Source organism: Streptomyces sp. NBC_01089, assembly GCF_045162975.1.
Taxonomy (GTDB): Bacteria; Actinomycetota; Actinomycetes; order Streptomycetales; family Streptomycetaceae; genus Streptomyces.
Map to the genome: position 1 here is coordinate 6670817 of NZ_CP108660.1, position 25007 is coordinate 6695823.

The following is a 25007-nucleotide window of genomic DNA, read 5'->3' on the forward strand; positions in this document are numbered from 1 at the left end:
TTCACCGGTTCACCATGGTGGCCACCCGGTCGGTCGACCAGCCGGCAGGGTGGTTACTGTGCAGTCACTTAACCGTCTGCACCGAACCGGAGACCCCATGACCTCGCTCGACTACGTGTTCGACAAGGACGGCGTACGGCTTGCCGTCGAGGACGCGGTTGCCACGGTGACACTGGCCAACCCCGCGAAGCGCAACGCCCAGTCTCCCGCTCTGTGGCGGGCGTTGACAGAAGCGGGACGGTCACTGCCGGGCAGTGTCCGCGTCGTGGTGCTGCGCGGTGAGGGCAAGTCCTTCTCCGCCGGCCTGGACCGGCAGGCGTTCACGCCTGAGGGTTTCGACGGAGAGCCGTCCTTCCTCGATCTGGCACGCGGTGACGATGCCTCGCTCGACGCGGCCATCGCCGAATACCAGGAGGCGTTCACCTGGTGGCGCCGTACCGACCTGATCACCATCGCCGCTGTCCAGGGCCATGCGATCGGTGCCGGGTTCCAGCTCGCCCTCGCCTGTGACCTGCGGGTCGTCGCCGATGACGTGCAGTTCGCCATGCGCGAGACCAGTCTCGGGCTCGTCCCCGACCTCACCGGCACGCATCCGCTGGTGGGGCTCGTCGGCTATGCCCGGGCGCTGGAGATCTGCGCCACCGGCCGGTTCGTGCACGCCGAGGAAGCCGTCCGTACGGGCCTGGCCAATCTGGCCGTCCCCGCCGACGAGCTCGACGGCACGGTCGCCGACCTGGCGTCCGCCCTGCTCGCCGCCCCCCGCGACGCGGTCATCGAGACCAAGGCGCTGCTGCTCGGGGCGGCGGACCGTACGTACGAGGAACAGCGCACCGCCGAGCGCGCCGGACAGGCCCGCAGGCTGCGTGACCTGGCGGGCCTGTCCGACTGACTGTCTGTCTGCCTGCCTGACTGCCTCAGTGCCCGACGCCCTGACGGCGGCCCGGCCGCGTGGGGCCTGCGCTCAGGACACCCGGCGTGCGCGGTGTTTCACCGCGCGCAGCCGGACCTCGGCGGGAAGTTCGGCAAGCCCCGCCGATTCACGGGCGTGTGCCAGGGCCCCGGTGGTGAGACCCGAGAGCGTCGAAACCGGTTCGGAGTGCGCCGAGAGCGCCATCCCGATCCGGGCCGAAGGGGAGGTGCGCCGGCCGGTCAGCCTGACCGCCGCACGGTCGACGCCGGGCAGCGACTCGGCCTCGGCCGCCAGTACGTTCTCCACCGCCCGGCCCCTGAGCCGCGCTCCGTCACCGTCGCGGCTGTCCACGAGCACCTCGGACAGACGCGCGCGGCGCAGTTGCGCGAGGAGCCACCAGAGCGCGAGCAGCACGATGACGGCGAGCGCGGCGATGACCACCGGCCACCACCAGCTGTCGCCGCGCCACTTGGTACGGCGGGCGGTGCTGAGCAGGACGTCGTGCGGCCCGCTCCAGGGCCACCACGACGGGACGGAGAGATTGAGCCCCGCCGCCAGCACCGCTCCACCCAGGCAGAGCAGCACCAGTCCGGCGAGGGTGAGCAGGACCCGGTTGACCGTCTTCAGCATCGCCACATCACCCCTTTCCGGCGGGACGGCCGACCCGCACGGAGAGCCGGGGCCGCGACCCGAGCCCCAGTGCGGTGATCCCCGTCGCCATCGCGTCGGTCAAGTCGGACCGTACGTCGTCGAGTTCGCCGAAGTGCGAGCGGGCGCGCACCTTGACCTTGGAGCGCTTCATCCGGATACGCACGGACTGCACACCGGCCACCTCCATGGCCCGGTCCCGCAGCACCAGCGCCGCCGCGTCCCGTTCGAGAGCCGCCTTGACCTGCGGGCTGTCGCGCCGCATCGGCAGCAGTGAGCGCAGCCCGGGGGTGAGCGCCAGGATGAGCAGCCAGAGGCCGATGGCCATCACCACGCCGGCACAGACCTTGATCCAGATGTTGTCGAGGGGGCGCGTCGCCAGGTCGTCGGCGACCACCCGGCGCCAGTGCATCGCCGGCCGCCCCGCCCGTACCGCCGACACGTCGTACAGCAGCACCCCGGCCGCGGCGAGCACCACCAGCGCGAGCAGGCCGGCCGGTGTTCTGCGCCCCGACCAGAAACGCCTCGCCCGGCCACCCGAACCGGGCGCCGGTACGTACGCGGTGGCGGAACCGGGACTGCTGGGCTCGGCCGGGGCCTTCTCCATGACGGGCAGCCGTCGTGTGCTGTCGTCCGCTTCGCTCATCGCGCCCTTCCCCGGTCGGAGCCGCGGGTCTGTTCGGAGTGCAGCCGCTCGACCTGTACCGCCACCTCGGGCACCTCCATGCCCGCCAGCGACTCGACCCGCTGGGCCACCCGGCGGCGGACCGCCCCGCACTGGGCGCCGATGTCGGACGGATAGCCGAGATCCAGACTCACCCGCACCCGCGCACGGGAGTCCTGCACCGTGACCGTCGCGTTCGGGGCGGTGCCGCCGTCGGGCACCGTGCCGATCGCCTCACGCGCCGCCTGCGCCGCGATCTTCGACACGACCCGGTCGGCGATACGGGTCGAACCGCGTTCGGCCGGCGCCACCTGAGGGCTCATCGCCGCCCGTCGCCGTGGTCGCGGCCGCGGAAGAAGTCGCCGGCTTCCAGGTCGCCGTCGACGAACTTGCCCGCGACGAAGCCGACCGCACCCAGTGCGGCCACCAGCAGAAAGGCTCCGAAGCCGCCGAAGTAGCCGGCGAAGCCAAGTGCCATACCGGCCAACAGGCCGACCACAGCCATACTCATCGTGCGCTCCTAAGCCGAAGGTACGGGGTTACTGAAGTCGGGACTCCGGCTCTTCATCGTCTTCCTCGTCGGGCAGCTTCACATCACTGACCGCGATATTGACCTCGACGACCTCGAGCCCCGTCATACGTTCCACCGCCGAGATGACGTTCTCCCGCACATCGCGGGCGACCTCCGCGATCGACACGCCGTACTCGACGACGATCTCCAGATCGAGAGCGGTCTGGACCTCGCCGACCTCGGCCTTCACCCCGCGCGACACGGACTTGCCGCCACCGGGCACCCGGTCGCGCACCGCACCGAACGTCCGGGAGATGCCACTGCCCATCGCGTGCACGCCCGGCACGTCGCGCGCCGCGAGACCGGCGATCTTCTCGACCACGCCGTCCGCGATGGTGGTGCGGCCGCGGGAGCCGGGAGCGCCGCCGCCGCGCTTGGTCACATCGGTCTTCCGGGGCTCCTGGCCCGCCGGGCCCTTGCCAGAGATGTCGGACTGGTGCTGCTGCGGGGTCTCACTCATCGCCGTATGTCCCTCTCCGAGCGGTAGTGGATTCTGTGCCCACGGTAGGTGCGCTTTCCCGGTTACGCGCCGGGAATGCGGCAGGGTGGGGGCATGACGGGTGACGGATCGTGGGGGCATGACGGGTTGGCGCAGGCCGTCCGCAGCAGGCTCGGCCTCGGCAGGCTGCTGCCGCTCGGCGGGGCGCGGGACGGGGCCTGGATCACGGAGGAGGCCGCTGTCGCGGTGCTGCGGAGCGCGGCGGCCGGGGTGCCGGGAGCGGTGCTCGGCAAGGTGCGCGTGGACCGGGCGACGGCTGACGCGCCCGCCCGTGCGGGGGTTCCGGCGCCACCGAGCGCCCTGCCGCCCGGGCCCCTGCGGGTCGGGGCCGAGGCCGAGGGGGTGGCCGGCGCGGAGCCGATCCCGGCGGCCGTCGAGCGGCTGCGGGACGCGCTGTTCGGCGCCTGCGCCCAGGCGCTGGGGCTCGACGTGACCGAGGTGGACGTACGGGTGACAGGGCTGTTGGAGGCACCGCCGAATCCGTCGCCGGTCGTTGGTCCGGACAGGGGAGCCGCGGCGGTGCGGGGCCCCGAGGCGGAGGCGGCGGCTGCCGTCCCCGGCGTCGCCCGGCTGACCGGTGTGCTGGGGGCGGCCGTGCACCGCACCGATGACCATGTGCGGGTGGAGTTCGCGGTGGCCGCCGGGTGGCGGGCGCTGGATGTGGCGGGGGCGGTACGTGCGGCGGTGGCCGCCGCGACCGGTGCGGACCGGTCGGTGGCCGTGCTGGTCACGGCGGTGGAACTGAGCTGAACGGGCCCCGGCCCGTGACTGGTCCGGGGCCCGGCGTCCGCGCGGCGGCCGCTGTGGTCAGAACCCGCGCCGTGAGCCGCCGTCGACCGGCAGCATGACCCCGGTGAGATACGAGGCCGCGGGGGACAGCACGAACGCCGCGGTCCTGCCGAACTCCTCGGGCCGCCCGTAACGCCGCAGCGGGACCCGCGCCTCGGACTTCGCGCGCGCCGCCTCCGGGTCGCCGCCGAGCCTGTCCAGCTGCCGCACCCGGTCCGTGTCGATACGGCCGGGCAGCAGTCCGACCACCCGGATCCCGCGCGGACCCACCTCGTCGGCCAGCGACTTGGCGAAGCCGGCCAGGCCGGGGCGGAGCCCGTTGGAGATCGTCAGGCCGCCGATGGGCTCATGCACCGAAGCCGAGAGCACCAGGCCGATCACCCCGCCGTCGGACAGCTCGGCCGCCGCGGTGCGCGCGAGCCGCACCGCGCCCAGGAAGACGGACTCGAAGGCCGTCCGCCACTGCTCGTCGGAGTTGTCGGCGGCGGAGCCGGGGGCCGGGCCGCCGACGCTGATGAGGATGCCGTCGAAGCGCCCGAAGTGCTCCCGCGCGGCGGCGATGAGCCGCTCGGCGGCCGCCGGGTCGCTGTTGTCCGCCGCGACCCCGACCGCGCCGTGGCCCAGCTCGGCCGCCGCCGCGCGCGCCGACTCCTCCTCGCGCCCGGTGACGATCACCTTCGCGCCGTCGGCCGCCAGCTCGCGGGCGGAGGCGAACCCCAGCCCCTTGGTGGCCCCGGTGACGATGTAGACGCGGTCCTTCAGTCCAAGATCCATGGCCCTATCCTGCATCCTGCCCTGGCGCCTCCAGCGCGCGGGCCAGCGCCAGAGCGGTGTTCACCAGACCGATGTGGCTGAACGCCTGCGGGAAGTTGCCGAGCTGGCGCCCGGCCACCGGGTCGTACTCCTCGGCCAGCAGCCCGACGTCGTTGCGGAGCGAGAGCAGCTTCTCGAAGAGCGCCTCGGCCTCCTTGACGCGCCCGGTCAGCCGCAGCGCGTCGGCCAGCCAGAACGAGCAGACCAGGAACGTCCCCTCACCGCCCGGCAGACCGTCGACCGACGGCCCCTCCATGCTGTAGCGGCGCACCAGCCCGCCGTGGCACAGCTCGTCGCGTACCGCGTCCACCGTCCCGACCACCCGCGGGTCGTCCGGCGGCAGGAAGCCGACCTGGGGGATGAGCAGGGTCGCCGCGTCCAGCTCCGTCGAGCCGTACGACTGGGTGAAGGTGTTGCGCTCCGGGTCGAAGCCCTTCTCGCACACCTCCTGGTGCACCTCGTCGCGCATCCGCCGCCACTGCTCGACGTCCCCGCGCAGCTTCGGCTCCGCCTCCAGGGTGCGTACGGCCCGGTCGGCGGCCACCCACGCCATCACCTTGGAGTGCACGAAGTGGCGGCGCGGCCCGCGTACTTCCCACAGGCCCTCGTCCGGCTCGCGCCAGCGTGACTCCAGGAAGCCGAGCAGGGCCAGCTGGAGACTCCAGGCGTGCGGCTCGTTGGACAGCCCCGATGTGCGGGCCAGATGGAGCGAGTCGATGACCTCGCCGTACACGTCGAGCTGCAGCTGGGTCACCGCTCCGTTGCCGGTGCGCACCGGTACGGAGCCCTCGTGGCCGCGCAGCCACCCCAGCTCCGTCTCCGGCAGCCGCCGCTCGCCCGCCAGCCCGTACATGATCTGCAGGTCGCCCGGGCTGCCCGCGACGGCGCGCAGCAGCCAGTCCCGCCATGCCGCGGCCTCGTCCAGATAGCCGCAGGCCAGCAGAGCGCCGAGGGTGAGCGTGGAGTCGCGCAGCCAGCAGAACCGGTAGTCCCAGTTGCGTACGCCGCCGATCTCCTCGGGGAGCGAGGTGGTCGGGGCCGCGACGATGCCGCCGGTCGGGCCGAAGGTGAGCGCCTTCAGGGTGATCAGCGAGCGGATCACGGCCTCGCGGTACGGGCCCTGGTAGCGGCAGCGCGCCGACCAGGCGTGCCAGTCCTCCAGCGCGTTCACCAGCGCCTCGTGCGGGTCCACCAGCGCCGGGCGCGGGTCCTCCGACGGGTGCCAGGTGAGGACGAACGCCACCTTCTCGCCCGCGGCCACCGTGAACGACGAGCAGGTGGAGAAGTGCTGGCCCCAGGTCTTCACCTCGGGCTCGCTGCGCAGCCACACCGAGTCCGGTCCTGCCACCGCGACCCGGTGCCCGTCCGAGCGGCGCATCCACGGGACGACCGAGCCGTAGTCGAAGCGCAGCCGCAGTGTGCCCGCCATCTCGACCTGGCCGGTGACGCCCTCGACGATCCGCACGATGTCCGGCGCGGTGTCGCGCTGCGGCATGAAGTCGGTGACCTTGACCGTGCCGGACGGTGTCTCCCAGACCGATTCGAGGACGAGCGACTCGCCCCGGTAGCTCCGCCTGGTGCAGTCGCCGGCCCCGGCCGGGGCGATGCGCCAGTGGCCGTTCTCGTCGTCGCCGAGCAGGGCGGCGAAACACGCCCCCGAGTCGAAGCGCGGCAGGCACAGCCAGTCGATGGAGCCGTCCCTGCCGACCAGGGCCGCGGTCTGCAGATCGCCGATGAGGGCGTAGTCCTCGATACGTTGCGTCACGGTGTGCCGTCTTCCCGGGAGTGTGCCGCGTTAAGCAGCGGCGGGTACGGGTTCGGGTGAGCTCTCCGACCCGGCGGCCGCCCGTTCGCGCTTCTCACGGCGCGCGAGGACGACGAATCCGATGGGGACACCGGCGGTGAACAGCCACCACTGGACGGCGTACGCCATGTGCGGGCCGATGTCGGAGTGCTCCGGCGCCGGGATCAGCTGGGGCGAGTCGCCCTTGGGCTGGGGCGCGGTCTGCTCGATGTAGCCGCCGAGCACCGTCCTGCCCAGGGCCTTCGCCTCTTCGACGCTGTTGATCAGCATCACCTGATGGGGCGGCAGCCCCTTCTCGTTCTTGATCCCGCTGGCCCCGGTCGTCTCATCGGCCATCAGCCGGCCGGCCACCGTGACCCTGCCCTTGGGGGTGGCGGGGATCTTGGGGAGCGTGAGCTGGCTGCCGTTGTCCGCGACCCAGCCGCGGTTGATGAGGACGGTCTTGCCGCCGTCCAGGACGAAGGGCGTCAGGACGTGGTAGCCGACGGTGCCGTCGGCCGAGGTTCTGCGCCGTACGACGACCTGGTCCGCGGTGTCGTAATGGCCGGTCGCGGTCACCTGGCGCCAGTACTGGTCGTACGGCACGGTGTGCCCGGGGGAGGTGAGGTCCCCGACCGGTACGGGTTTCGACTTGAGGTTCTTGCCGATGAGCGTGTTCTGCGCGACCTTGTGCTCATGACGGTGCAGCTGCCAGAAGCCCAGCTTGATCATCGTCGGCATCAGGACGAGTGAGACGAGGGCGAGAATCACCCACTGCCGTGTCAACAGGAAGCGGTACACGTCTCAGAAGGTACTCGCACGAAGAGGTCCCCCCGGACGGGGGGTCCCGCCGGAGGGACAGAACCGGGCAGAATCAGACCTTGTCGACGATGCCCTCCTTCCCCTCCGCGCGGGCGCAGTGCCCGCCGCAGTACCACTCGCCGTCCGCCTCCACGCCCTGACCGATGACCTGGACACGGCAGTGCCTGCAGATGGGCGCCATGCGGTGAATGGCGCAGGAGAAGCAGTCGAAGACGTGCACCGCGCCCTGCGCGTGCACCTCGAAGGACATGCCGTAGTCGTTTCCGCATACCTCGCAACGTGCCATGCGCCACAGGGTGGGACGCGGGGGCGCCGGCGGGCGAGCGGACGGCGGGCGAGTCGCCCGCCAATCACCCGTCTGCCGGGGCCGGGGCGACGTCGCGGAGCAGTTGGGTGAAGGCGGCCTCGTCGATGACGGGGGTGCCGAAGGACTTGGCCTTGACCGTCTTGGACGTGGCCGATTCCGGGTCGTTCGTGACGAGCAGGCTGGTGAGCCGGGACAGGCTCGTCGCCACATGGAGCCCGGCTTCGGCGGCCCGGTCCTCCAGCAGCTCGCGGTCGACCGATGTGTCACCGGAGAACGCCACCCGCATCCCCTGCACCAGCGGCTTCCCCGGCTCGTACCGCCCCGGATTCGGATAGGGGCAGGCGGGCCGCTTCCTGGCCGGGCGCCAGCCGCTCTGCCGGTACGAAGCCTGATAGCCGACGCGTGGCGCGGCCGGGGCGTCCGACCACTCGGTGAGCGGCCGGCATTCGAGGAGCGGCAGCCGCACGCCGTCCCGGGCGGCGGCGTGCAGGCTCGGGCGGAACGCCTCGGCCAGCACCCGGGCGTCGTCCAGCGCGTGGTGGGCGTGTTCCTGTACGACGCCGAAGTGCGCGGCGAGCGACTCCAGCTTGTGGTTGGGCAGCGGCAGGGCGAGCTCCTTGGAGAGCGCGATGGTGCACAGCCGCTGACGGACCGGGGCGGTGCGCTGCGCGCGGGCGTACTCCCTGGCGATCATCTGCCAGTCGAAGATCGCGTTGTGCGCCACCAGGACGCGCCCGTCGAGCCGTTCGGCGAACTCCGCCGCGATCTCCGGGAAGAGCGGGGCGCCCGCCAGGACGTCACTGGTCAGCCCGTGGATCCAGACGGGCCCCGGATCCCGCTCCGGATTGACCAGCGTGTACCAGTGGTCCTCGACGTCACCTCTGGCGTCCAGCCGGTAGACGGCAGCGGAGATTATCCGGTCGTCGCGTGCGAGGCCGGTGGTCTCCACGTCGACGACCGCGTACCCCTGGGGATACGCGGCCGGCCACGCTGTCGCTGCTGTCTGGCGGTCGTCGAGCATGGTCACAGAGAATACGGGCCCCCACCGACAACAAGGCAATCGCGGGGGCGGTCCCGTCCGGCCGCCCCGAGGGCCCGGCAGCAGCGTCCGGGGCCGTACCGCGCGGCCTCCGTTGCACGGCAACCGATGTGACGGTGCGTCGGCCCCGCGCCGTGCCGCCGGATGAGACTCTGGGCCGATGACGGACTCCTCCCACGACGAACCCCATCACAGCGCCCTCGGAGCGCGCCTCAACTGGCTCAGGGCCGCGGTGCTCGGTGCCAATGACGGCGTCGTCTCGACCGCGGGCATCGTCGTCGGTGTCGCCGGCGCCACCGACTCGCGTACCGCGCTGCTCACCGCCGGCCTCTCCGGGCTGCTCGCGGGCTCGATGTCGATGGCGGCGGGGGAGTACGTCTCCGTTTCCACCCAGCGCGACTCCGAGAAGGCCGCGCTCGCCGTGGAGAAGCGCGAGCTGCGCGAGACGCCCGAGGCCGAACTCGACGAGCTGACCGGGCTCCTGGAGGGCAAGGGGCTCTCCGCCGAACTGGCCCGCGAGGCCGCCGAACAGCTCACCGAGCGCGACGCCCTGCGCGCCCACGCCGAGGTCGAGCTGGGCATCGACCCCGACGACCTCACCAGTCCCTGGCACGCGGCGGTCGCCAGCTTCGCCGCCTTCACGGCGGGCGCGCTGCTGCCGCTGCTGGCCATCGTGCTGCCGCCCGCGTCGGTCCGGCTGTACGTCACGGTGCTCTCGGTGCTGGCCGCGCTGGCCCTGGCGGGGTGGTGGAGCGCCAGGTCGGGCGCCGCACCGGTGCGGCCGGCCGTGGTGCGGAACATGGCAGGGGGCGCGCTGGCCATGGCGGTGACCTACGCGGCCGGGGCGCTGCTGGGCGCCGCGGGGGCCTGAGCCCGGGAGCCGCGGCGGCCCGAACCCCCCGGAGCCGCGAGGGCCCTGGCCGGAGCCGCGGAGCCCTGGCCGGGGGCGCTCAAGAGCCGCTACGGCGGCGCCTGTTGGCGGAACTCACCAAAAGGTGCTGACAAAATGTCTCGCATACTTGTCAGTAACAACATCTAGCCGGGGCCGTCCCGGTGGCCGTAGCGTGCCTGGCATGCCGAACCTGCCCGATGTCGTGCTGTGGTCCATACCGGCCTTCGTCCTGCTCACCGTCGTGGAGATGGCGAGCTACCGGTTCCATCCCGACGAGGACTCCGAGGGGTACGAGACCAAGGACGCGGTCACCAGCATCGGCATGGGCCTGGGCAGCCTGGTCTTCGACTTCCTGTGGAAGATCCCGATCGTCGCGATCTACACCGCGGTGTACGAACTCACGCCGCTGCGCATCCCCGTCCTGTGGTGGACGGTCCCGCTGATGCTGCTCGGCCAGGACTTCTTCTACTACTGGTCGCACCGCGGCCACCACATCGTCCGCATCCTGTGGGCCTGCCACGTCGTGCACCACTCCAGCCGCAAGTTCAACCTCACGACCGCGCTGCGCCAGCCCTGGACGTCGCTCACCGTCTGGCCCTTCTACGTCCCGCTGATCGCCCTCGGCGTCCACCCGGCCGCGCTCGCCTTCTGCTCGTCCGCCAACCTCGTCTACCAGTTCTGGGTGCACACCGAGCGGGTCGGCAAGCTGCCGCGCCCCTTCGAGTACGTGCTCAACACGCCCTCCCACCACCGGGTGCACCACGCCTCACAAGGCGGCTACCTGGACCGCAACTTCGGCGGGATCCTCATCGTCTGGGACCGGCTGTTCGGGTCCTTCACACCGGAGACCGTGCAGCCCGTCTTCGGGCTGACCAAGAACATCGACACCTTCAACCCGCTGCGGGTCGCGACCCACGAGTACGCGGCCATCGCCCGGGACGTACGGGCGGCGGCGAACTGGCGCGAGCGCGCCGGGCGGGTCTTCGGCGGCCCCGGCTGGCAGCCGGCACCACAGGCCGCCGCCGCGGCCGCCTCCGCCCAGCCGGCACCACAGGCGGTCGCCGCTCCCGCCGTCCGGGAGACCCCGTCCGAGCACATCGCGTGAGGCCGGAGCGGCACCGGGCCGCACGGCTGCTGCTCCTCGCCTACGTCATCGCCGCCCTGACCGACCTCACCGCGCTCCTCGCGCACGGACACACCGCCCAGACCCTCCACACCGTCGCCAAGCCGCTGCTGATGCCGCTGCTCGCGGCCCAGGTGTACGCCAGGGGCGGCGCGCCCCGGCTGCTGACCGCCGCGCTGCTGTGCGGCTGGGGCGGCGACACGCTGCTCCTGATCGACGCGGAGCCGGCCTTCCTCGCCGGGATGGCGCTCTTCGCCGCAGGACACGTCTGCTACCTGGTGCTCTTCGGCCGCGGCCGGACCGATCCGTACCTCGGCGCGGGGTACGCGGCCGCCCTGGCCGCCACGGCGGCCCTGCTGCTGCCCGCACTCCCCGGCGGGCTGCGGATCCCGGTGGCGGGCTACTCGCTGCTGCTCACCGCCATGGCGTACCGGGCGAGCGGACTCGGCGTGCGGGCCGGGCTCGGCGGGGCGCTCTTCCTGGTCTCCGACACACTGATCGCCACCGGGATCGCGGACCTGCCACAGCCGCCCGTCCCCGACTTCTGGGTGATGGTGACCTATCTCGTGGCCCAGTCCCTGCTGGCCGCCGGGGTGCTCCGGTGCCAGGGCGCTCCGGCTCCCGCGTACCGTGATACGTCCACACCTGTCTGACCAGCAAGGATCTGCCCCATGCGCGCCACCGTCATTCACGCCCCGCACGACGTCCGGGTGGAGGAGGTGCCGGACCCCGCCGTCCAGCACCCCACCGATGCCGTCGTCCGCGTCCTGCGCGCCTGCATCTGCGGCAGCGACCTCTGGGCCTACCGGGGAGTGGCCGCACGCGTCCCCGGGCAGCGCATCGGCCATGAGTTCCTCGGCCTCGTCGAGGAGGCGGGCCCCGGCGTACGGGGCTTCGCCGCCGGTGACCTCGTCGTCGCGCCCTTCGTCTGGTCCGACGGCACCTGCGAGTACTGCGCCGACGGTCTGACCACCTCCTGCCCGCAGGGCGGCTTCTGGGGCTCGGTCGGGTCCGACGGCGGCCAGGGCGAAGCGGTCCGGGTGCCGTTCGCGGACGGCACACTGGTCAAGCTCCCGGCCGACGCGGCGTCCGACGACCATCTGCTCACCGCGCTGCTCGCGCTCTCCGACGTCATGGGCACCGGCCACCACGCCGCCCTCGGCGCGGGCGTGCGGCCGGGCAGCACCGTCGCCGTCGTCGGTGACGGAGCGGTCGGGCTCTGCGGCGTCCTCGCCGCACGGCGGCTCGGCGCCGAGCGCATCATCGCCCTCGGCCGGCACCGGGCCCGCACCGACATCGCCCTGACCTTCGGCGCCACGGACATCGTCGCGGTCCGCGGCGACGAAGCCGTCGCAGCGGTACGGGAGCTGACCGGCGGCCAGGGCGCGCACGCCGTGATCGAGGCCGTTGGCACGGAGCAGTCCATGGCCACCGCCGTCGCCGTCACCCGCGACGGCGGGGCCATCGGCTACGTCGGCGTCCCGCACGGCAGCGGCACGGGGCTCGACCTCAGCGACATGTTCGACCGCAACATCTCCCTGCGCGGCGGTGTCGCCCCGGTCCGCACCTACATACCCGAACTGCTCGCCGACGTACTGGACGGCACCATCGACCCGTCACCGGTCTTCGACCGGACCGTCGCCCTGGACGAGGTGCCGGACGGCTACCGGGCGATGGACGAGCGCACCGCCCTCAAGGTGCTGGTGAAGTAGGAGCGCGCTACCGGGTGACCGCGTGCAGCGCGTCCGCGAGGCCCGCCCCGTAGAAGCTGTTGTGGCCCGCGCCGCCCCGGCAGACCGCGTCGGGCTTCCCGTCGCCGTCGGCGTCGATCGGGTACGGCTCAGGGCAGCCGAGCCGGTCGGCCCCGGCGTACAGCAGCGCCTTGACCTGGGCCGGCGATGCGTGCGGATGGCGGGACTTGATCAGGGCCACCACTCCGGCGACATGCGGTGACGCCATCGACGTACCGGCCATGTAGGCATAGCCGCCACCCGGCACGGGGCCGAGGACCGCGCTGCTGGTCGCCGGCGCCTCGGGGGGCTGGTACGTGGCCGAGTCGCCGCCAGGGGCCGCGATGTCGACGACTCCGAGACCGTAGTTGGAGTAGGACGACTTGAGGTTCTTGGCGCCGGTCGCCGACACCGTGACGACACCCGGCAGCTGGGCGGGCAGCTCCGGGCACGTGGCCGGGTCGACCGTGCGCGGGACCGCTGTGCCGTCGTCCGGGCTCGTCGCGTCGGTGACCTTGTGCGAGGCGAGGTCGAACCCCTCGTTGGCCGCGGCCGCGACATTGACCGTGCCCTTGCGCTCCGCGTACCGCGTGGCCCGGGTGACGGCGTCGGCCAGGGCCTTCTGGTCCGGGTCGTCGGAGCAGTCGAAGTACCACGGGTCCGTGAAATAGCTGTTGTTGGTCACATCGGCGCCGTGGTCGGCGGCCCACACGAAGGCGCAGACGACGGCCTCCGTGTAGAAGAAGCTGTCGGCCGTGCCGACCTTGATGCCCGAGACCTTCACGCCGGGCGCGACACCCGTCATGCCGACGCCGTTCTTCGCGCCCGCGATCTCGCCGGCCACATGGGTGCCGTGCGGATTCCCCCCGGCGCCCGGCCGCCAGGCGCCGTCCGTGGTGTCGGGCTTGCCCGTCGAGCAGTTCGCCGAGCCCCTTCGGTCGAAGTTGGGGGCGATGTCCGGGTGGGTGTCGTCGACCCCCGTGTCGATCACCGCGACCGTGACATCGCGGCTGCCGAGCGTCTTCCGGTGGGCCTGGTCCGCCTTGATGGCCCGCATGTCCCACTGGAGCGGTTCCATGGGGTCCTGGCCCGGCGCCGCCTTCGCCGCCAGCGCCTTCTGCTGCCGGGCCGTGAGCCTGAGCGGCGAGGCGGTTTCCTTGGCGGACTTGGCGGACTTGGCGGACTTGGCGGACCGGCCGGACCCGGGGGACTTGCCGGGCTCGGCGTTCTTGGCGGGCAGCGGTGCGGTGCGGGTGGCGCCGGCCGAAGCGACCCCCCTGGTCCCGCGGAGTACCTTCGCGAAGTCCGGGTTCGACGAGTGCGCGACGATCACGCCCACCTCGTCGTACGCCATGACCACCGAGCCGCCCGCCCGGGAGACGGCCTGCTCGACCGAGGCCATGGTGCGACGGTCGGTCCCGGTGTTGACGACGTACGACATGCCGGGCCCCGCCGCGGGAGCCGGCGAGGGCGCGGGGCCGCCGCCCTGCTCCGCCGTCGCCGTGCCCGGCAGGAGGCCGAGCGAGGCGACGAGCGCCAGCCCGGCGGGCAGCGCGAGTGCGCGCCACCGCCCGGATCTCTGATGAGTCATGGAATCTCCGCATCATCCGTACCAACCACCCTGCTGCGGGCCGCAGTTGGGGGTTACCTGCTCAGTGAAACCAACGCCGCCCGTTCCTGCGCGGCAATCAATCCGGCCGGAATGGAAGGGCGTTGAACCATGACGCCCGGCGCCCCGTGCCCTTGTGGGAGGTCCGGAACAGCAGGCCCTCCGGCAGTCCACCCACGTACGCACGTCGCGAGGAGAATCCGTGGCCACCGAAGAACTCCAGCCCCCGGGCGGTACGGGCGCCAGGCCCGGCCGGCCCACGACCGAGTCGTTCGCCGAGGTGCAGCAGAGCGCGGAGTTCGCCGAACTGCGCCGCTCCCACCGCTCCTTCGCCTTCCCGCTCACCGTCGGCTTCGTCGCCTGGTATCTGCTGTACGTCCTGCTGTCCAGCTATGCGGGCGGCTTCATGGGCACCAGGCTCTTCGGCAACATCAATGTGGCCCTGGTCCTCGGCCTCGGCCAGTTCCTCACCACGTTCCTCATCGCCTGGTTCTACTCGCGGCACGCCGCCACCCGGCTCGACCCGAAGGGCGCCGCGATCAAGTCCCGGATGGAGGGCAGCGCATGAGCCCCGCCGTCCAGCTCGCCGCATCGGCCACCACCCAGCACCGGCCCCTGATCATCACGCTCTTCGCGGTGTTCGTCGTCGCCACCCTCGTCATCACCGTCTGGGCCGGCCGCCGGACCAGGAGCGCCGCCGACTTCTACGCGGGCGGGCGGCAGTTCTCCGCACTCCAGAACGGGCTCGCGGTCTCCGGCGACTACATGTCGGCCGCGTCGTTCCTCGGTATCGCGGGCGCCATCGCGCTCTTCGGCTACGACGGCTTCCTCTACTCGATCGGCTTCCTCGTCGCCTGGCTGGTCGCCCTGCTGCTCGTCGCCGAGCCGCTGCGCAACTCCGGCCGCTACACGATGGGCGACGTCCTCGCCTACCGGATGCGCCAGCGCCCCGTCCGCACCGCGGCCGGCGCGTCCACCATCGTCGTCTCGATCTTCTACCTGCTGGCGCAGATGGCGGGCGCGGGGGTGCTGGTCTCCCTGCTGCTCGGCATCACCAGCGACGCAGGGAAGATCGCCATCGTCGCGCTCGTCGGCCTCCTGATGATCGTGTACGTCACGATCGGCGGGATGAAGGGCACCACGTGGGTCCAGATGGTCAAGGCCGTCCTGCTGATCGCCGGGACCATCCTCATCACGTTCCTGATCCTGCTGAAGTTCCACTTCAACGTCTCCGACCTGCTGGGCTCGGCCGCGACGAACAGCGGCAAGGGGAAGGCATTCCTGGAGCCCGGCCTCAAGTACGGCACGTCGGGCACCTCCAAGCTGGACTTCATCTCGCTCGGCATCGCCCTGGTGCTCGGCACCGCGGGCCTGCCGCACATCCTGATCCGCTTCTACACCGTGCCGACGGCCAAGGCCGCCCGCAAGTCGGTGAACTGGGCGATCGGCATCATCGGCGCCTTCTATCTGATGACGATCGTCCTCGGTTTCGGCGCCGCGGCCCTGCTCAAGCCCGCCGACATCATCGCCTCCAACCCGGCGGGCAACACGGCGGCCCCGCTGGCCGCCCTGGAGATCGGCGGCGGCGCCGACTCCACCGGGGGATCGGTGCTGCTCGCGGTGATCTCGGCGGTCGCCTTCGCCACCATCCTCGCCGTGGTCGCCGGGCTGACCCTGGCCTCCTCGTCGTCGTTCGCGCACGACATCTACGCCAACGTCATCCGCAAGGGGAAAGCCACCGAGAAGGAGGAGATGCGCGCGGCCCGCTGGGCGACGGTCGCGATCGGCGCGGTCGCCATCGTGCTGGGCGCCTTCGCCCGGGACCTGAACGTGGCCGGGCTGGTGGCACTGGCCTTCGCGGTCGCCGCGTCCGCCAATCTGCCGACCCTGCTCTACAGCCTCTTCTGGAAGAGGTTCACCACCCGGGGCGCCCTCTGGTCCATCTACGGAGGGCTCGTCTCCTCGGTGGTGCTGGTCCTCTTCTCACCGGTCGTCTCCGGGAAGCCCACCTCGATGTTCAAGGGCGTCGACTTCGCCTGGTTCCCGCTGGAGAACCCCGGCCTGATCTCCATCCCGCTCGGATTCCTGCTCGGCTGGCTGGGCTCCCTGCTCTCGTCCGACGAACCCGACGAGGGCAAGTACGCCGAACTGGAGGTCAGGTCCCTCACCGGATTCGGCGCGCACTGACCGCGCACCGACCGCGCACCGACCGCGCTGTGACCGCCCGCTGACCGCCCGTTCGCGCAGGTCGGACGAGGTGGCGGCGCCGGGGCCCGGTCGTAGATCCCTACGACCGGGTCCCTTCCCACCTCGTGGTAATCGGCCCCTGCCACTGTCACAGGTGTCGCGTACGCTCGGTTGCGTACGCGTTTCCGTTATCGGGGAGGGGGCCCACCGTGCTTATCGACACTTTTGGCCGAGTGGCCACTGACCTGCGGGTGTCACTCACCGACCGCTGCAATCTGCGCTGCACGTACTGCATGCCGGAAGAGGGCCTGCAGTGGCTCGGCAAGCCGGATCTGCTCACGGACGACGAGATCGTCCGGCTGATCCGCATCGCCGTCACCGACCTCGGCATCACCGAGGTCCGCTTCACCGGCGGCGAACCGCTGCTGAGGCCCGGCCTGGTCGGCATCGTCGAGCGGGTCGCCGCCCTGGAGCCGCGCCCCCGGATGTCCCTCACGACCAACGGCATCGGCCTCAAGCGCACCGCTCAGGCCCTGGCCGCCGCCGGCCTCGACCGGGTCAATGTCTCGCTCGACACCCTGCGCCCCGACGTCTTCAAGACGCTCACCCGCCGGGACCGGCACCACGATGTGCTCGACGGCATGGCGGCGGCCGCCGCCGCCGGGCTCACCCCGGTCAAGGTCAACACCGTGCTGATGCCCGGGCTCAACGACGACGAGGCACCCGACCTGCTCGCCTGGGCCGTGGAACACGGGTACGAGCTGCGCTTCATCGAGCAGATGCCGCTCGACGCCCAGCACGGCTGGCAGCGCGATGGCATGATCACGGCGAGTGACATCCTCGCCTCGCTGCGGACCCGCTTCACGCTGACCGATGAGGGCAGTGAGGAGCGCGGTTCGGCGCCCGCCGAGCGCTGGGTGGTGGACGGCGGACCGCACCGGGTCGGCGTCATCGCCTCGGTCACCCGCCCGTTCTGCGCCGCCTGCGACCGCACCCGGCTGACCGCGGACGGGCAGGTGCGTACCTGCCTCTTCGCCCGCGAGGAGTCGGACCTGCGGGCCGCGCTCCGGTCGGGCGAGCCCGACGAGGAGATCGCCCGGCGCTGGAAGCTGGCGATGTGGGGAAAGAAGGCCGGATCCGGTCTGGACGACCCGTCGTTCCTCCAGCCCGACCGCCCCATGTCGGCGATCGGCGGCTGACGCGCCTACCGCGCCCCGTCGGTGTGGTCGCCCTGCTCCCAGTCGGCCAGGGCCACCACGTCCTTGAGGAAACCGCGCACCCCCAGGAACTGCGACAGATGCTCCCGGTGGTCCGCACAGGCCAGCCAGGTCTTGCGGCGCTCCGGGGTGTGCAGTTTCGGGTTGTTCCAGGCCAGCACCCAGACGGCGTCGGCCCGGCAGCCCTTGGCCGAGCAGACCGGGGCGGGCGGCACCGGTCCTGAACCGGTCGTATCAGGGGAGTTCACACCTCAACCCTAGGCCAACGCACCGCCGTCAAGGACCGGGGGAGAGCCCGGAAAGGGCGCGGAAAAAGGCGACGCCGAGCAGCCACGGGGGGAGCTGCCCGGCGTCGGTCCGTCGCTCCGACGGGGGATGCGGAGCGCCTGCAAAGTATGTCACGGGCCCATGCGGGTGCGGCACCGGAACTTCATGATTGATCTGAGCTTTTCTTGAGCTTTGGTCCCCGTAGGGATTCGGCCTCGGCTCAGTCCTGTTCGGGTCCCCGGTGCTCACGCTCCGTGGCGGCCGCATCGTCCGCGGACTCCGTCCCCGTCACCACCGACGACGGCTCCAGCGCCGGCCGGTACGGAGCGGGAACGAAGGTGGTGGGCAGCCCCGGAGCGTTCTCCCGGCCCGCGTTCGCGATCACCACGGCGACGTACGGAAGGAAGGCGCCCAGTATCAGGGTGCCGATCGCCACCGGCCGTGCCACATTCCAGAGAGCCGCGGTCAGGATGACCGCGACGGTGCGCACCGTCATCGAGATGATGTACCGGCGCTGCCGGCCGCGTACGTCTTCGTCAAGACCCGTCCGGGCGCCCGTGATCCGGAAGACCTCACCGCTGCTCTGCTTCCGCATCACGCTCCACCACCCGATTCCCGCGCCGGACTCTCCCCGGACCGGACGGCACCACGTTACGCCGACGCCCCGCGGCCGATAAGAGCGGGGCGCGCCCGTACCGCCCGTACCGGCGCCCACCCCGGCGCAGATGGAGCCGTCCGACATGCGCCGTATGGAGGATGGGCCGAGACTGAGGCCCACGCGCAGACAGCAGCCGCATCAGGAGGCGACATGAATTGGTTGTGGGCCATCATCGTGGGGCTGGTGCTCGGCCTGATCGCCAAGGCGATCATCCCGGGCAAGCAGCAGATCCCGCTGTGGCTGACCGTGATCTTCGGCATCCTGGGCAGTGTGCTGGGCAACTGGGCGGCCACCGGCCTCGGGGTCAACGACACCCGGGGCATCGACTGGATCAGGCATCTGCTCCAGCTGATCGGCGCCGTGATCGTCGTCGGTGTCGGCGACAAGCTCTGGAACGCGATCCGGGGCAGAAGCCGCACCACCTGACCACCGCCTGAACACCACGTGCGCCCGAGGGGCGGCCGGTTCGGCACGGCCGCCCCTCACGCATGTACCGGCACCTCCGGTGTCAGACGCCCGTGACCTCGACCGCCGCCAGGTTCTTCTTGCCGCGGCGCAGCACGAGCCAGCGCCCGTGCAGCAGATCCCCGGCCGCGGGCACCGCGTCCTCACCCGCGACCTTCGTGTTGTTCACGTAGGCCCCGCCCTCCTTGACCGCGCGGCGCGCCGCCGACCTGCTCGGTACCAGACCCGTGTCGGCGAGCAGCTCCACGACCGGTACGAACCCGTCGACCTTGGTGTGCGGCAGCTCGGAGAGCGCGGCGCTCAGCGTCGCCTCGTCCAGTTCCGTCAGTTCGCCCTGGCCGAACAGCGCCCGGGAAGCGGCGACGACCGCCGCGCACTGGCCGGCGCCGTGCACCAGCGTCGTCAGCTCCTCGGCCAGCGAGCGCTGGGCGGCCCGCGCCTGCGGCCGCTCCTCGGTCAGCTGCTCCAGCTCCTCCAGCTCCGCGCGGCTCTTGAAGCTCAGGATGCGGTTGTACGTGGAGACGTCACGGTCGTCCACGTTCAGCCAGAACTGGTAGAACGCGTACGGCGTGGTCATCTCCGCGTCGAGCCAGACGGCGCCGCCCTCCGACTTGCCGAACTTGCTGCCGTCCGCCTTCACCATCAGCGGGGTGCCCAGCGCGTGCACGGACGCGTCCGGCTCCAGGCGGTGGATCAGGTCGATCCCCGCCGTGAGATTGCCCCACTGGTCGCTGCCGCCCTGCTGGAGCGTGCAGCCGTACCGCCGGTACAGCTCGAGGAAGTCCATGCCCTGGAGCAGCTGGTAGCTGAACTCCGTGTAGCTGATGCCCTGTTCGGACTCCAGACGGCGGGCGACCGACTCCTTGGTGAGCATCTTGTTCACCCGGAAGTGCTTGCCGATGTCCCGCAGGAACTCGATCGCGGACAGGCCCGCGGTCCAGTCCAGGTTGTTGACCATGACCGCCGCGTTCTCGCCCTCGAAGGAGAGGAACGGCTCGATCTGGCCGCGCAGCCTGCCCACCCAGTTCGCGACCGTCTCCGGGTCGTTCAGGGTCCGCTCCGCGGTCGGCCGCGGGTCGCCGATCTGGCCGGTGGCCCCGCCCACCAGCGCCAGCGGCCGGTGCCCGGCCTGCTGGAGCCTGCGCACGGTGAGGACCTGCACGAGGTGGCCCACGTGCAGGCTCGCCGCCGTCGGGTCGAAGCCGCAATAGAACGTGACGGGACCGTCCGCGAGCGCCTTGCGCAATGCGTCCTCGTCAGTGGAGAGGGCGAAGAGCCCCCGCCACTTCAGCTCGTCGACGATGTCCGTCACGGGTCTCGCGTCTCCTTCGGTGTGGCTGGAAGTACGTCCCAGAGGTTATACGCCCTGGCTGACGGAACTCATATTGAAATCCGGGATGCGCAGGGCGGGCATCGCGGCCCGGGTGAACCAGTCGCCCCACTCACGCGGCAGCGTCCGCTCCGTACGCCCGGCCTCGGTGGCCCGGGAGAGCAGATCGACCGGCGACTCGTTGAAGCGGAAGTTGTTCACCTCGCCGGTGACCTCGCCGTTCTCCACGAGATAGACACCGTCCCTGGTCAGCCCGGTCAGCAGCAGGGTGGCCGGGTCGACCTCCCTGATGTACCAGAGGCAGGTCAGCAGCAGGGCGGGCCCGTCGTGGCCCGACGCCGCCACCATCTCCTCCAGGGAGCGGTCCCCGCCGCCCTCCAGGATCAGATTGCTGATGGCGGGCGCCACCGGGAGGCCCGTCAGCTCCGCGCTGTGCCGGGTGGTGACCAGCCGCTCCAGCCGGCCCTCGCGGACCCAGTCGGTACGGGAGAGCGGCAGCCCGTTGTCGAAGACCGACGAGTCGTCGCCCGAGGCGTGCGCGAGGACGAAGGGCGCCGATTCGAGACCGGGCTCGGCCGGGTCGCTGCGCAGGGTCAGCGGCAGCGGGGAGAGCAGATCGCCGAGCCGGGTCCCGCCGCCCGGCCGGGAGAAGACCGTACGGCCCTCGGCGGCGTCCCGCGCGGCCGACGACCAGAACTGGTAGATCAGCAGATCGGCCACCGCGGTCGGCGGCAGCAGCGTCTCGTACCGCCCGGCGGGCAGCGCGACCCTGCGCTCGGCCCAGCGCAGCCGCTGTGCCAGCTCGGCGTCCAGCGCGGCCGGGTCGACATCGGTGAAGTCACGCGTGGCCCGGCCCGCCCAGGCGGAGCGTGACCGGTCGGGGGACTTGGCGTTCAGTTCGAGCGTGCCGTTCGGCTGGTCGTGGCGCAGCCGCAGACCGGTGGACGTACCGAGGTAGCTGGAGGTCATCTCGTGGCTGGCGAAGCCGTACAGCTCCCGCCCGCCGGACCGCGCACGGGCGAAGGACTCGCCCAGCGCCGGGGCGAAGGCGTCGAACACCGCGGGCGTCGTCTCGGCCGGCGCCTCGGTGAATCCGGCGGACTCGGGCACTCCGCCGACCAGCGGCCGGGCGTCCTCGGCCGACGCGCCGTCCCTGGCCGCCGCCTCGGCGGCCCGGACCAGCGGTTCGAGATCGGCCGCCGTCACCGCCGAGCGTGAGACGACACCGGACGCGGTGCCGTCCTTGCCGTCGACCGTCGCGATGACGGTCAGGGTCCGGCCGCGGGTCACACCGTTGGTCGTCAGCGCGTTCCCGGCCCAGCGCAGATTGGCGCTCGAATGCTCGTCGGCGATGACGGCGCAGCCGTCCGCGGTCGACAGGGCGAGGGCCCGCTCGACGATCTCGTGCGGCCTGCTGGTGCGGTTCGAGGGGCTCATCGCCCGGCCTCCTGCGTGGTGTTGAGAATGTTCACGCCCCGGAAGAGGGCGGACGGGCAGCCGTGCGAGACCGACGCGACCTGGCCCGGCTGGGCCTTGCCGCAGTTGAAGGCGCCGCCCAGCACATACGTCTGCGGGCCGCCCACCTTCTCCATCGAGCCCCAGAAGTCCGTGGTGGTCGCCTGGTAGGCGACATCCCGCAGCTGACCGGCCAGACGGCCGTTCTCGATCCGGTAGAACCGCTGCCCGGTGAACTGGAAGTTGTAGCGCTGCATGTCGATCGACCATGACCGGTCGCCCATCACATAGATCCCGCGCTCGACGCCCCCGATCAGATCCTCCGTCGACAGCCCGCCCGGATCCGGCTGCAGCGACACATTGGCCATCCGCTGCACCGGCACATGCCCCGGCGAATCCGCGTACGCGCACCCGTTGGACCGGCCGAGCCCCGTCAGCTTCGCGATCCTGCGGTCCAGCTGGTACCCGACCAGCGTGCCGTCCTTGATCAGGTCCCAGGACTGCGCCTCGACGCCCTCGTCGTCGAACCCGATGGTGGCCAGGCCGTGTTCGGCGGTCCTGTCGCCCGTCACATTCATCACGGGCGAGCCGTACGCCAACGTCCCCAGCTGGTCGAACGTCGCGAAGGAGGTCCCCGCGTACGCCGCCTCGTACCCCAGCGCCCGGTCCAGCTCGGTGGCGTGCCCGATCGACTCATGGATGGTCAGCCAGAGGTTCGACGGGTCCACGACCAGGTCGTAGGCCCCCGCCTCGACGCCCGGCGCCCGCATCTTCTCGGCGAGCAGCTCCGGGATCCGCTCCAGCTCGCCGTCCCAGTCCCAGCCCGTGCCGGTCAGATACTCCCAGCCGCGCCCGGCCGGCGGCGCGAGGGTGCGCATCGAGTCGAACTCGCCGGTGTCCGGGTCCACCGCCACCGCGGTCAGCTGCGGATGCAGCCTGACCCGCTGCTGGGTGGTGACGGTGCCGGCGGTGTCCGCGTAGAACTTGTTCTCCAGGACCGTCATCAGCGAGGCGTCCGCGTGTGCGACGCCGTCCGCCCGCAGCAGCCGCGCCGACCAGTCGGCCAGCAGCGCGGTCTTCTCGTCGGCGGGTACGGAGAAGGGGTCGGTCACGTACGAGGAGACCCAGGTACGGTCCGCGTGCACCGGCTCGTCCGCCAGCTCCACCTTCTCATCCGACCCGGCGGCCCCGATGACCTTGGCGGAGAGCTTCGCCATCGCGACCGCCTGTCCCGCCACCCGGGCCGCCGCGTCCATCGACAGATCGACACCGGAGGCGAACCCCCAGCTGCCGCCGTGCACGACCCGCACGGCGTACCCGAGATCCGTGGTGTCCGTCGAGCCGGCCGGTCTGGCGTCCCGCAGCCGCCAGGTGGCGCTGCGGACGCGTTCGAAGCGGAAGTCGGCGTGGTCGGCGCCGAGTGCGCGGGCCCTGGCCAGCGCCGCGTCGGCGAGGGCGCGCAGCGGCAGAGCCGTGAAGGCTGCGTCGATCGAATGTGGCACGGAGTTCTCCTGTCGTCACGACCGGTCGCTCGCATCATGTCGCGCGGACGTGCCCCGCTGCCAGATGCGTTCTGTAGGGACCCGACAGGGACCGTCACGCCGCGCTGTCGGAGGCCGATTCCTCCGAAGTGGCTCGGGACCGATAGTTTGCGTGGGTACCACACAGCTATCGAAAGGGTGATCCGTTGAGCCGCTCGGTTCTCGTCACCGGAGGAAACCGGGGCATCGGCCTTGCCATCGCCCGCGCTTTCGCAGACGCAGGCGACAAGGTCGCCATCACGTACCGCTCCGGTGAGCCGGCAGCCCTTGCCGACCAGGGGTTCCTGGCCGTCAAGTGCGACATCACCGACACCGAGCAGGTGGAGCAGGCTTACAAGGAGATCGAGGAGAAGCACGGTCCCGTCGAGGTGCTGGTGGCCAACGCCGGCGTCACCAGGGACCAGTTGCTGATGCGGATGTCCGAGGACGACTTCACGGCCGTACTCGACACCAACCTCACCGGCACCTTCCGTGTCGTGAAGCGGGCCAACCGGGCGATGCTGCGTGCCAAGAAGGGCCGCGTCGTCCTCATCTCCTCGGTCGTCGGCCTGCTCGGCTCCGCGGGTCAGGCCAACTACGCCGCGTCCAAGGCCGGCCTGGTCGGCTTCGCGCGCTCACTCGCCCGTGAGCTCGGCTCCCGCAACATCACTTTCAACGTAGTCGCACCCGGTTTCGTCGACACCGACATGACCAAGGTGCTCACCGACGAGCAGCGCGCGGGGATCGTCTCGCAGGTGCCGCTCGGCCGGTACGCGCAGCCGGAGGAGATCGCCGCGACGGTGCGGTTCCTCGCCTCCGACGACGCGTCGTACATCACTGGAGCCGTCATCCCCGTTGACGGCGGATTGGGCATGGGTCACTGATCACATGAGCGGAATTCTCGACGGCAAGCGCATCCTCATCACGGGTGTGCTGATGGAGTCCTCCATCGCCTTCCACGCCGCCAAGGTGGCCCAGGAGCAGGGTGCCGAGGTCATTCTGACCGCCTTCCCGCGGCCCACCCTCACCGAGCGCATCGCCAAGAAGCTGCCCAAGCCTGCCAAGGTCATCGAGCTGGATGTCACCAGCACCGAGCACCTCGACCGGCTCGCGGACCTGGTCAGGGACGAGCTGGGCTCGCTCGACGGGGTCGTGCACTCCATCGGCTTCGCGCCGCAGGACGCGCTCGGCGGCAACTTCCTCAACACCCCGTTCGAGTCGGTCTCCACGGCCATGCACGTCTCGGCGTTCTCGCTGAAGTCGCTGACCATGGCCTGCCTGCCGCTGATGAGCGAGGGCGGCTCGGTCGTCGGGCTCACCTTCGACGCCCAGTTCGCCTGGCCGCAGTACGACTGGATGGGCCCCGCCAAGGCCGCGCTGGAGGCGACCTCCCGCTACCTCGCCCGTGACCTGGGCAAGCAGTCCATCCGCTGCAACCTGATCTCCGCCGGCCCCATCGGCTCGATGGCCGCGAAGTCCATCCCGGGCTTCGGGGAACTGGCGGAGGTCTGGAACACCCGCTCCCCGCTCGCCTGGGACATGGCCGACCCCGAGCCGGCCGGCCGCGGCATCGTGGCGCTGCTCTCGGACTTCTTCCCGAAGACGACCGGCGAGATCATCCACGTCGACGGCGGCGTGCACATGATGGGGGCCTGACCGCCCGTATCGCTCAGCACACAGCGCAGGACACAGCTCAGAACAGAGCTGAG

Annotated in this window: 28 protein-coding genes; 12 read left to right on the plus strand and 16 right to left on the minus strand. The window is 71.4% G+C overall.

What is annotated here, in order from left to right; all coding sequences use genetic code 11:
* The first annotated feature begins 97 nt into the window (after window positions 1-97).
* Window positions 98-889 (plus strand): enoyl-CoA hydratase/isomerase family protein, encoded by a 792-nt coding sequence (locus OG510_RS29950; RefSeq protein ID WP_406140896.1) that lies wholly within the window; start codon window positions 98-100, stop codon window positions 887-889.
* 72 nt (window positions 890-961) lie between these two features.
* Here the strand turns inward: OG510_RS29950 and amaP are convergent, their stop codons facing one another.
* The 5 genes from amaP to OG510_RS29975 are packed head-to-tail and all read right to left on the minus strand — an operon-like array spanning window position 962 to window position 3253.
* Window positions 962-1540 (minus strand): alkaline shock response membrane anchor protein AmaP, encoded by a 579-nt coding sequence (gene amaP, locus OG510_RS29955; protein ID WP_406140898.1) that lies wholly within the window; start codon window positions 1538-1540, stop codon window positions 962-964.
* A gap of 7 nt (window positions 1541-1547) precedes the next feature.
* Window positions 1548-2204 (minus strand): DUF6286 domain-containing protein, encoded by a 657-nt coding sequence (locus OG510_RS29960; protein WP_406140899.1) that lies wholly within the window; start codon window positions 2202-2204, stop codon window positions 1548-1550.
* Complete coding sequence (locus tag OG510_RS29965; protein ID WP_406140900.1) at window positions 2201-2545, minus strand: Asp23/Gls24 family envelope stress response protein; 345 nt, start codon at window positions 2543-2545, stop codon at window positions 2201-2203. Before OG510_RS29965 ends, OG510_RS29960 begins: the two co-directional genes overlap by 4 nt.
* Entirely contained in the window at window positions 2542-2733 is a 192-nt protein-coding gene (locus OG510_RS29970) for a hypothetical protein (RefSeq protein ID WP_164267364.1), read from the minus strand. Before OG510_RS29970 ends, OG510_RS29965 begins: the two co-directional genes overlap by 4 nt.
* A 28-nt stretch (window positions 2734-2761) precedes the next feature.
* Entirely contained in the window at window positions 2762-3253 is a 492-nt protein-coding gene (locus tag OG510_RS29975) for an Asp23/Gls24 family envelope stress response protein (RefSeq protein ID WP_164267365.1), read from the minus strand.
* 93 nt (window positions 3254-3346) lie between these two features.
* On the opposite strand from OG510_RS29975, the gene OG510_RS29980 reads away from it, so the two are divergent.
* Complete coding sequence (locus OG510_RS29980; RefSeq protein ID WP_406140902.1) at window positions 3347-4042, plus strand: hypothetical protein; 696 nt, start codon at window positions 3347-3349, stop codon at window positions 4040-4042.
* 57 nt (window positions 4043-4099) lie between these two features.
* Here OG510_RS29980 and OG510_RS29985 read toward each other — a convergent pair whose 3' ends face one another.
* The 5 genes from OG510_RS29985 to OG510_RS30005 form a co-directional block, all read right to left on the minus strand.
* Window positions 4100-4855, minus strand: coding sequence for an SDR family oxidoreductase (locus tag OG510_RS29985; RefSeq protein WP_406140904.1), 756 nt, complete (start codon window positions 4853-4855; stop codon window positions 4100-4102).
* A 4-nt stretch (window positions 4856-4859) separates the two neighbouring features.
* The gene (locus tag OG510_RS29990) at window positions 4860-6659 is read right to left on the minus strand and encodes a glycoside hydrolase family 15 protein (RefSeq protein ID WP_406140906.1); all 1800 of its coding nucleotides are present in this window, start codon (window positions 6657-6659) and stop codon (window positions 4860-4862) included.
* A 30-nt stretch (window positions 6660-6689) separates the two neighbouring features.
* A complete protein-coding gene (locus OG510_RS29995) occupies window positions 6690-7478 on the minus strand; it encodes an SURF1 family protein (RefSeq protein WP_406140907.1) in 789 nt (262 codons plus the stop codon).
* Between the two features lie 73 nt (window positions 7479-7551).
* Window positions 7552-7785, minus strand: coding sequence for a hypothetical protein (locus OG510_RS30000; RefSeq protein WP_164263376.1), 234 nt, complete (start codon window positions 7783-7785; stop codon window positions 7552-7554).
* Between the two features lie 64 nt (window positions 7786-7849).
* Window positions 7850-8833 carry a DEDDh family exonuclease gene (locus tag OG510_RS30005; protein ID WP_406140908.1) on the minus strand — a complete coding sequence of 328 codons (984 nt, stop codon included), beginning with the start codon at window positions 8831-8833 and terminating at the stop codon, window positions 7850-7852.
* Between the two features lie 172 nt (window positions 8834-9005).
* Here OG510_RS30005 and OG510_RS30010 point away from each other — a divergent pair, with 172 nt between their 5' ends.
* The 4 genes from OG510_RS30010 to OG510_RS30025 all read left to right on the plus strand — a co-directional run bounded on the left by OG510_RS30010 (window position 9006) and on the right by OG510_RS30025 (window position 12572).
* Window positions 9006-9716, plus strand: coding sequence for a VIT family protein (locus tag OG510_RS30010; protein ID WP_164263372.1), 711 nt, complete (start codon window positions 9006-9008; stop codon window positions 9714-9716).
* A gap of 202 nt (window positions 9717-9918) precedes the next feature.
* Window positions 9919-10842 (plus strand): sterol desaturase family protein, encoded by a 924-nt coding sequence (locus OG510_RS30015; protein WP_406140910.1) that lies wholly within the window; start codon window positions 9919-9921, stop codon window positions 10840-10842.
* Window positions 10839-11513, plus strand: a complete 675-nt coding sequence (locus OG510_RS30020) for a lysoplasmalogenase (protein ID WP_406140912.1) — start codon at window positions 10839-10841, stop codon at window positions 11511-11513. Before OG510_RS30015 ends, OG510_RS30020 begins: the two co-directional genes overlap by 4 nt.
* A gap of 18 nt (window positions 11514-11531) precedes the next feature.
* Entirely contained in the window at window positions 11532-12572 is a 1041-nt protein-coding gene (locus OG510_RS30025) for a zinc-dependent alcohol dehydrogenase family protein (RefSeq protein ID WP_406140914.1), read from the plus strand.
* Between the two features lie 7 nt (window positions 12573-12579).
* Here OG510_RS30025 and OG510_RS30030 read toward each other — a convergent pair whose 3' ends face one another.
* The gene (locus tag OG510_RS30030; protein WP_406140915.1) at window positions 12580-14181 is read right to left on the minus strand and encodes a S8 family peptidase; all 1602 of its coding nucleotides are present in this window, start codon (window positions 14179-14181) and stop codon (window positions 12580-12582) included.
* A 220-nt stretch (window positions 14182-14401) separates the two neighbouring features.
* On the opposite strand from OG510_RS30030, the gene OG510_RS30035 reads away from it, so the two are divergent.
* From OG510_RS30035 to moaA, 3 genes are all read left to right on the plus strand, one after another.
* A complete protein-coding gene (locus OG510_RS30035; protein WP_164263363.1) occupies window positions 14402-14767 on the plus strand; it encodes a DUF485 domain-containing protein in 366 nt (121 codons plus the stop codon).
* On the plus strand, window positions 14764-16386 hold the full coding sequence (locus OG510_RS30040; RefSeq protein WP_406140917.1) for a cation acetate symporter: 1623 nt from the start codon (window positions 14764-14766) through the stop codon (window positions 16384-16386). Before OG510_RS30035 ends, OG510_RS30040 begins: the two co-directional genes overlap by 4 nt.
* A 209-nt stretch (window positions 16387-16595) precedes the next feature.
* A complete protein-coding gene (moaA, locus tag OG510_RS30045) occupies window positions 16596-17585 on the plus strand; it encodes a GTP 3',8-cyclase MoaA (protein ID WP_406140919.1) in 990 nt (329 codons plus the stop codon).
* A gap of 5 nt (window positions 17586-17590) precedes the next feature.
* Here moaA and OG510_RS30050 read toward each other — a convergent pair whose 3' ends face one another.
* Complete coding sequence (locus OG510_RS30050) at window positions 17591-17851, minus strand: hypothetical protein (RefSeq protein ID WP_406140921.1); 261 nt, start codon at window positions 17849-17851, stop codon at window positions 17591-17593.
* A gap of 239 nt (window positions 17852-18090) precedes the next feature.
* Window positions 18091-18465, minus strand: a complete 375-nt coding sequence (locus OG510_RS30055; RefSeq protein WP_406140922.1) for a DUF3099 domain-containing protein — start codon at window positions 18463-18465, stop codon at window positions 18091-18093.
* Window positions 18466-18678: 213 nt separating this feature from the next.
* On the opposite strand from OG510_RS30055, the gene OG510_RS30060 reads away from it, so the two are divergent.
* Window positions 18679-18954 (plus strand): GlsB/YeaQ/YmgE family stress response membrane protein, encoded by a 276-nt coding sequence (locus tag OG510_RS30060; RefSeq protein ID WP_164263352.1) that lies wholly within the window; start codon window positions 18679-18681, stop codon window positions 18952-18954.
* An 82-nt stretch (window positions 18955-19036) separates the two neighbouring features.
* Here the strand turns inward: OG510_RS30060 and tyrS are convergent, their stop codons facing one another.
* From tyrS to OG510_RS30075, 3 genes are read right to left on the minus strand one after another with little or no spacing between them, the layout of a single operon-like run.
* The gene (tyrS, locus tag OG510_RS30065; protein ID WP_406140923.1) at window positions 19037-20305 is read right to left on the minus strand and encodes a tyrosine--tRNA ligase; all 1269 of its coding nucleotides are present in this window, start codon (window positions 20303-20305) and stop codon (window positions 19037-19039) included.
* 45 nt (window positions 20306-20350) lie between these two features.
* Complete coding sequence (locus OG510_RS30070; protein ID WP_406140924.1) at window positions 20351-21760, minus strand: metallopeptidase TldD-related protein; 1410 nt, start codon at window positions 21758-21760, stop codon at window positions 20351-20353.
* Window positions 21757-23280, minus strand: coding sequence for a TldD/PmbA family protein (locus OG510_RS30075; RefSeq protein WP_406140926.1), 1524 nt, complete (start codon window positions 23278-23280; stop codon window positions 21757-21759). The genes OG510_RS30070 and OG510_RS30075 overlap by 4 nt, the downstream gene beginning before the upstream one ends.
* A 185-nt stretch (window positions 23281-23465) precedes the next feature.
* Between OG510_RS30075 and fabG the strand changes: the two genes are divergently transcribed.
* Both fabG and fabI read left to right on the plus strand, forming a co-directional pair.
* On the plus strand, window positions 23466-24182 hold the full coding sequence (fabG, locus tag OG510_RS30080; protein WP_164263343.1) for a 3-oxoacyl-[acyl-carrier-protein] reductase: 717 nt from the start codon (window positions 23466-23468) through the stop codon (window positions 24180-24182).
* Window positions 24183-24186: 4 nt separating this feature from the next.
* Window positions 24187-24954, plus strand: coding sequence for an enoyl-ACP reductase FabI (gene fabI, locus OG510_RS30085; protein WP_406140928.1), 768 nt, complete (start codon window positions 24187-24189; stop codon window positions 24952-24954).
* Window positions 24955-25007: the final 53 nt, after the last annotated feature.

Bases quoted from the DNA above. Each gene is read 5' to 3' on its own strand.
- fabI (WP_406140928.1), top strand. From the start codon at position 24,187: ATGAGCGGAATTCTCGACGGCAAGCGCATCCTCATCACGGGTGTGCTG.
- OG510_RS30040 (WP_406140917.1), top strand. From the start codon at position 14,764: ATGAGCCCCGCCGTCCAGCTCGCCGCATCGGCCACCACCCAGCACCGG.
- amaP (WP_406140898.1), bottom strand. From the start codon at position 1,540: ATGCTGAAGACGGTCAACCGGGTCCTGCTCACCCTCGCCGGACTGGTG.
- OG510_RS29970 (WP_164267364.1), bottom strand. From the start codon at position 2,733: ATGAGTATGGCTGTGGTCGGCCTGTTGGCCGGTATGGCACTTGGCTTC.
- OG510_RS29950 (WP_406140896.1), top strand. From the start codon at position 98: ATGACCTCGCTCGACTACGTGTTCGACAAGGACGGCGTACGGCTTGCC.
- OG510_RS30015 (WP_406140910.1), top strand. From the start codon at position 9,919: ATGCCGAACCTGCCCGATGTCGTGCTGTGGTCCATACCGGCCTTCGTC.
- OG510_RS30000 (WP_164263376.1), bottom strand. From the start codon at position 7,785: ATGGCACGTTGCGAGGTATGCGGAAACGACTACGGCATGTCCTTCGAG.
- OG510_RS30030 (WP_406140915.1), bottom strand. From the start codon at position 14,181: ATGACTCATCAGAGATCCGGGCGGTGGCGCGCACTCGCGCTGCCCGCC.
- OG510_RS29965 (WP_406140900.1), bottom strand. From the start codon at position 2,545: ATGAGCCCTCAGGTGGCGCCGGCCGAACGCGGTTCGACCCGTATCGCC.
- OG510_RS30060 (WP_164263352.1), top strand. From the start codon at position 18,679: ATGAATTGGTTGTGGGCCATCATCGTGGGGCTGGTGCTCGGCCTGATC.
- OG510_RS30025 (WP_406140914.1), top strand. From the start codon at position 11,532: ATGCGCGCCACCGTCATTCACGCCCCGCACGACGTCCGGGTGGAGGAG.
- OG510_RS30010 (WP_164263372.1), top strand. From the start codon at position 9,006: ATGACGGACTCCTCCCACGACGAACCCCATCACAGCGCCCTCGGAGCG.
- OG510_RS30055 (WP_406140922.1), bottom strand. From the start codon at position 18,465: ATGCGGAAGCAGAGCAGCGGTGAGGTCTTCCGGATCACGGGCGCCCGG.
- OG510_RS29980 (WP_406140902.1), top strand. From the start codon at position 3,347: ATGACGGGTGACGGATCGTGGGGGCATGACGGGTTGGCGCAGGCCGTC.
- OG510_RS29975 (WP_164267365.1), bottom strand. From the start codon at position 3,253: ATGAGTGAGACCCCGCAGCAGCACCAGTCCGACATCTCTGGCAAGGGC.
- OG510_RS30070 (WP_406140924.1), bottom strand. From the start codon at position 21,760: ATGAGCCCCTCGAACCGCACCAGCAGGCCGCACGAGATCGTCGAGCGG.
- OG510_RS29960 (WP_406140899.1), bottom strand. From the start codon at position 2,204: ATGAGCGAAGCGGACGACAGCACACGACGGCTGCCCGTCATGGAGAAG.
- OG510_RS29985 (WP_406140904.1), bottom strand. From the start codon at position 4,855: ATGGATCTTGGACTGAAGGACCGCGTCTACATCGTCACCGGGGCCACC.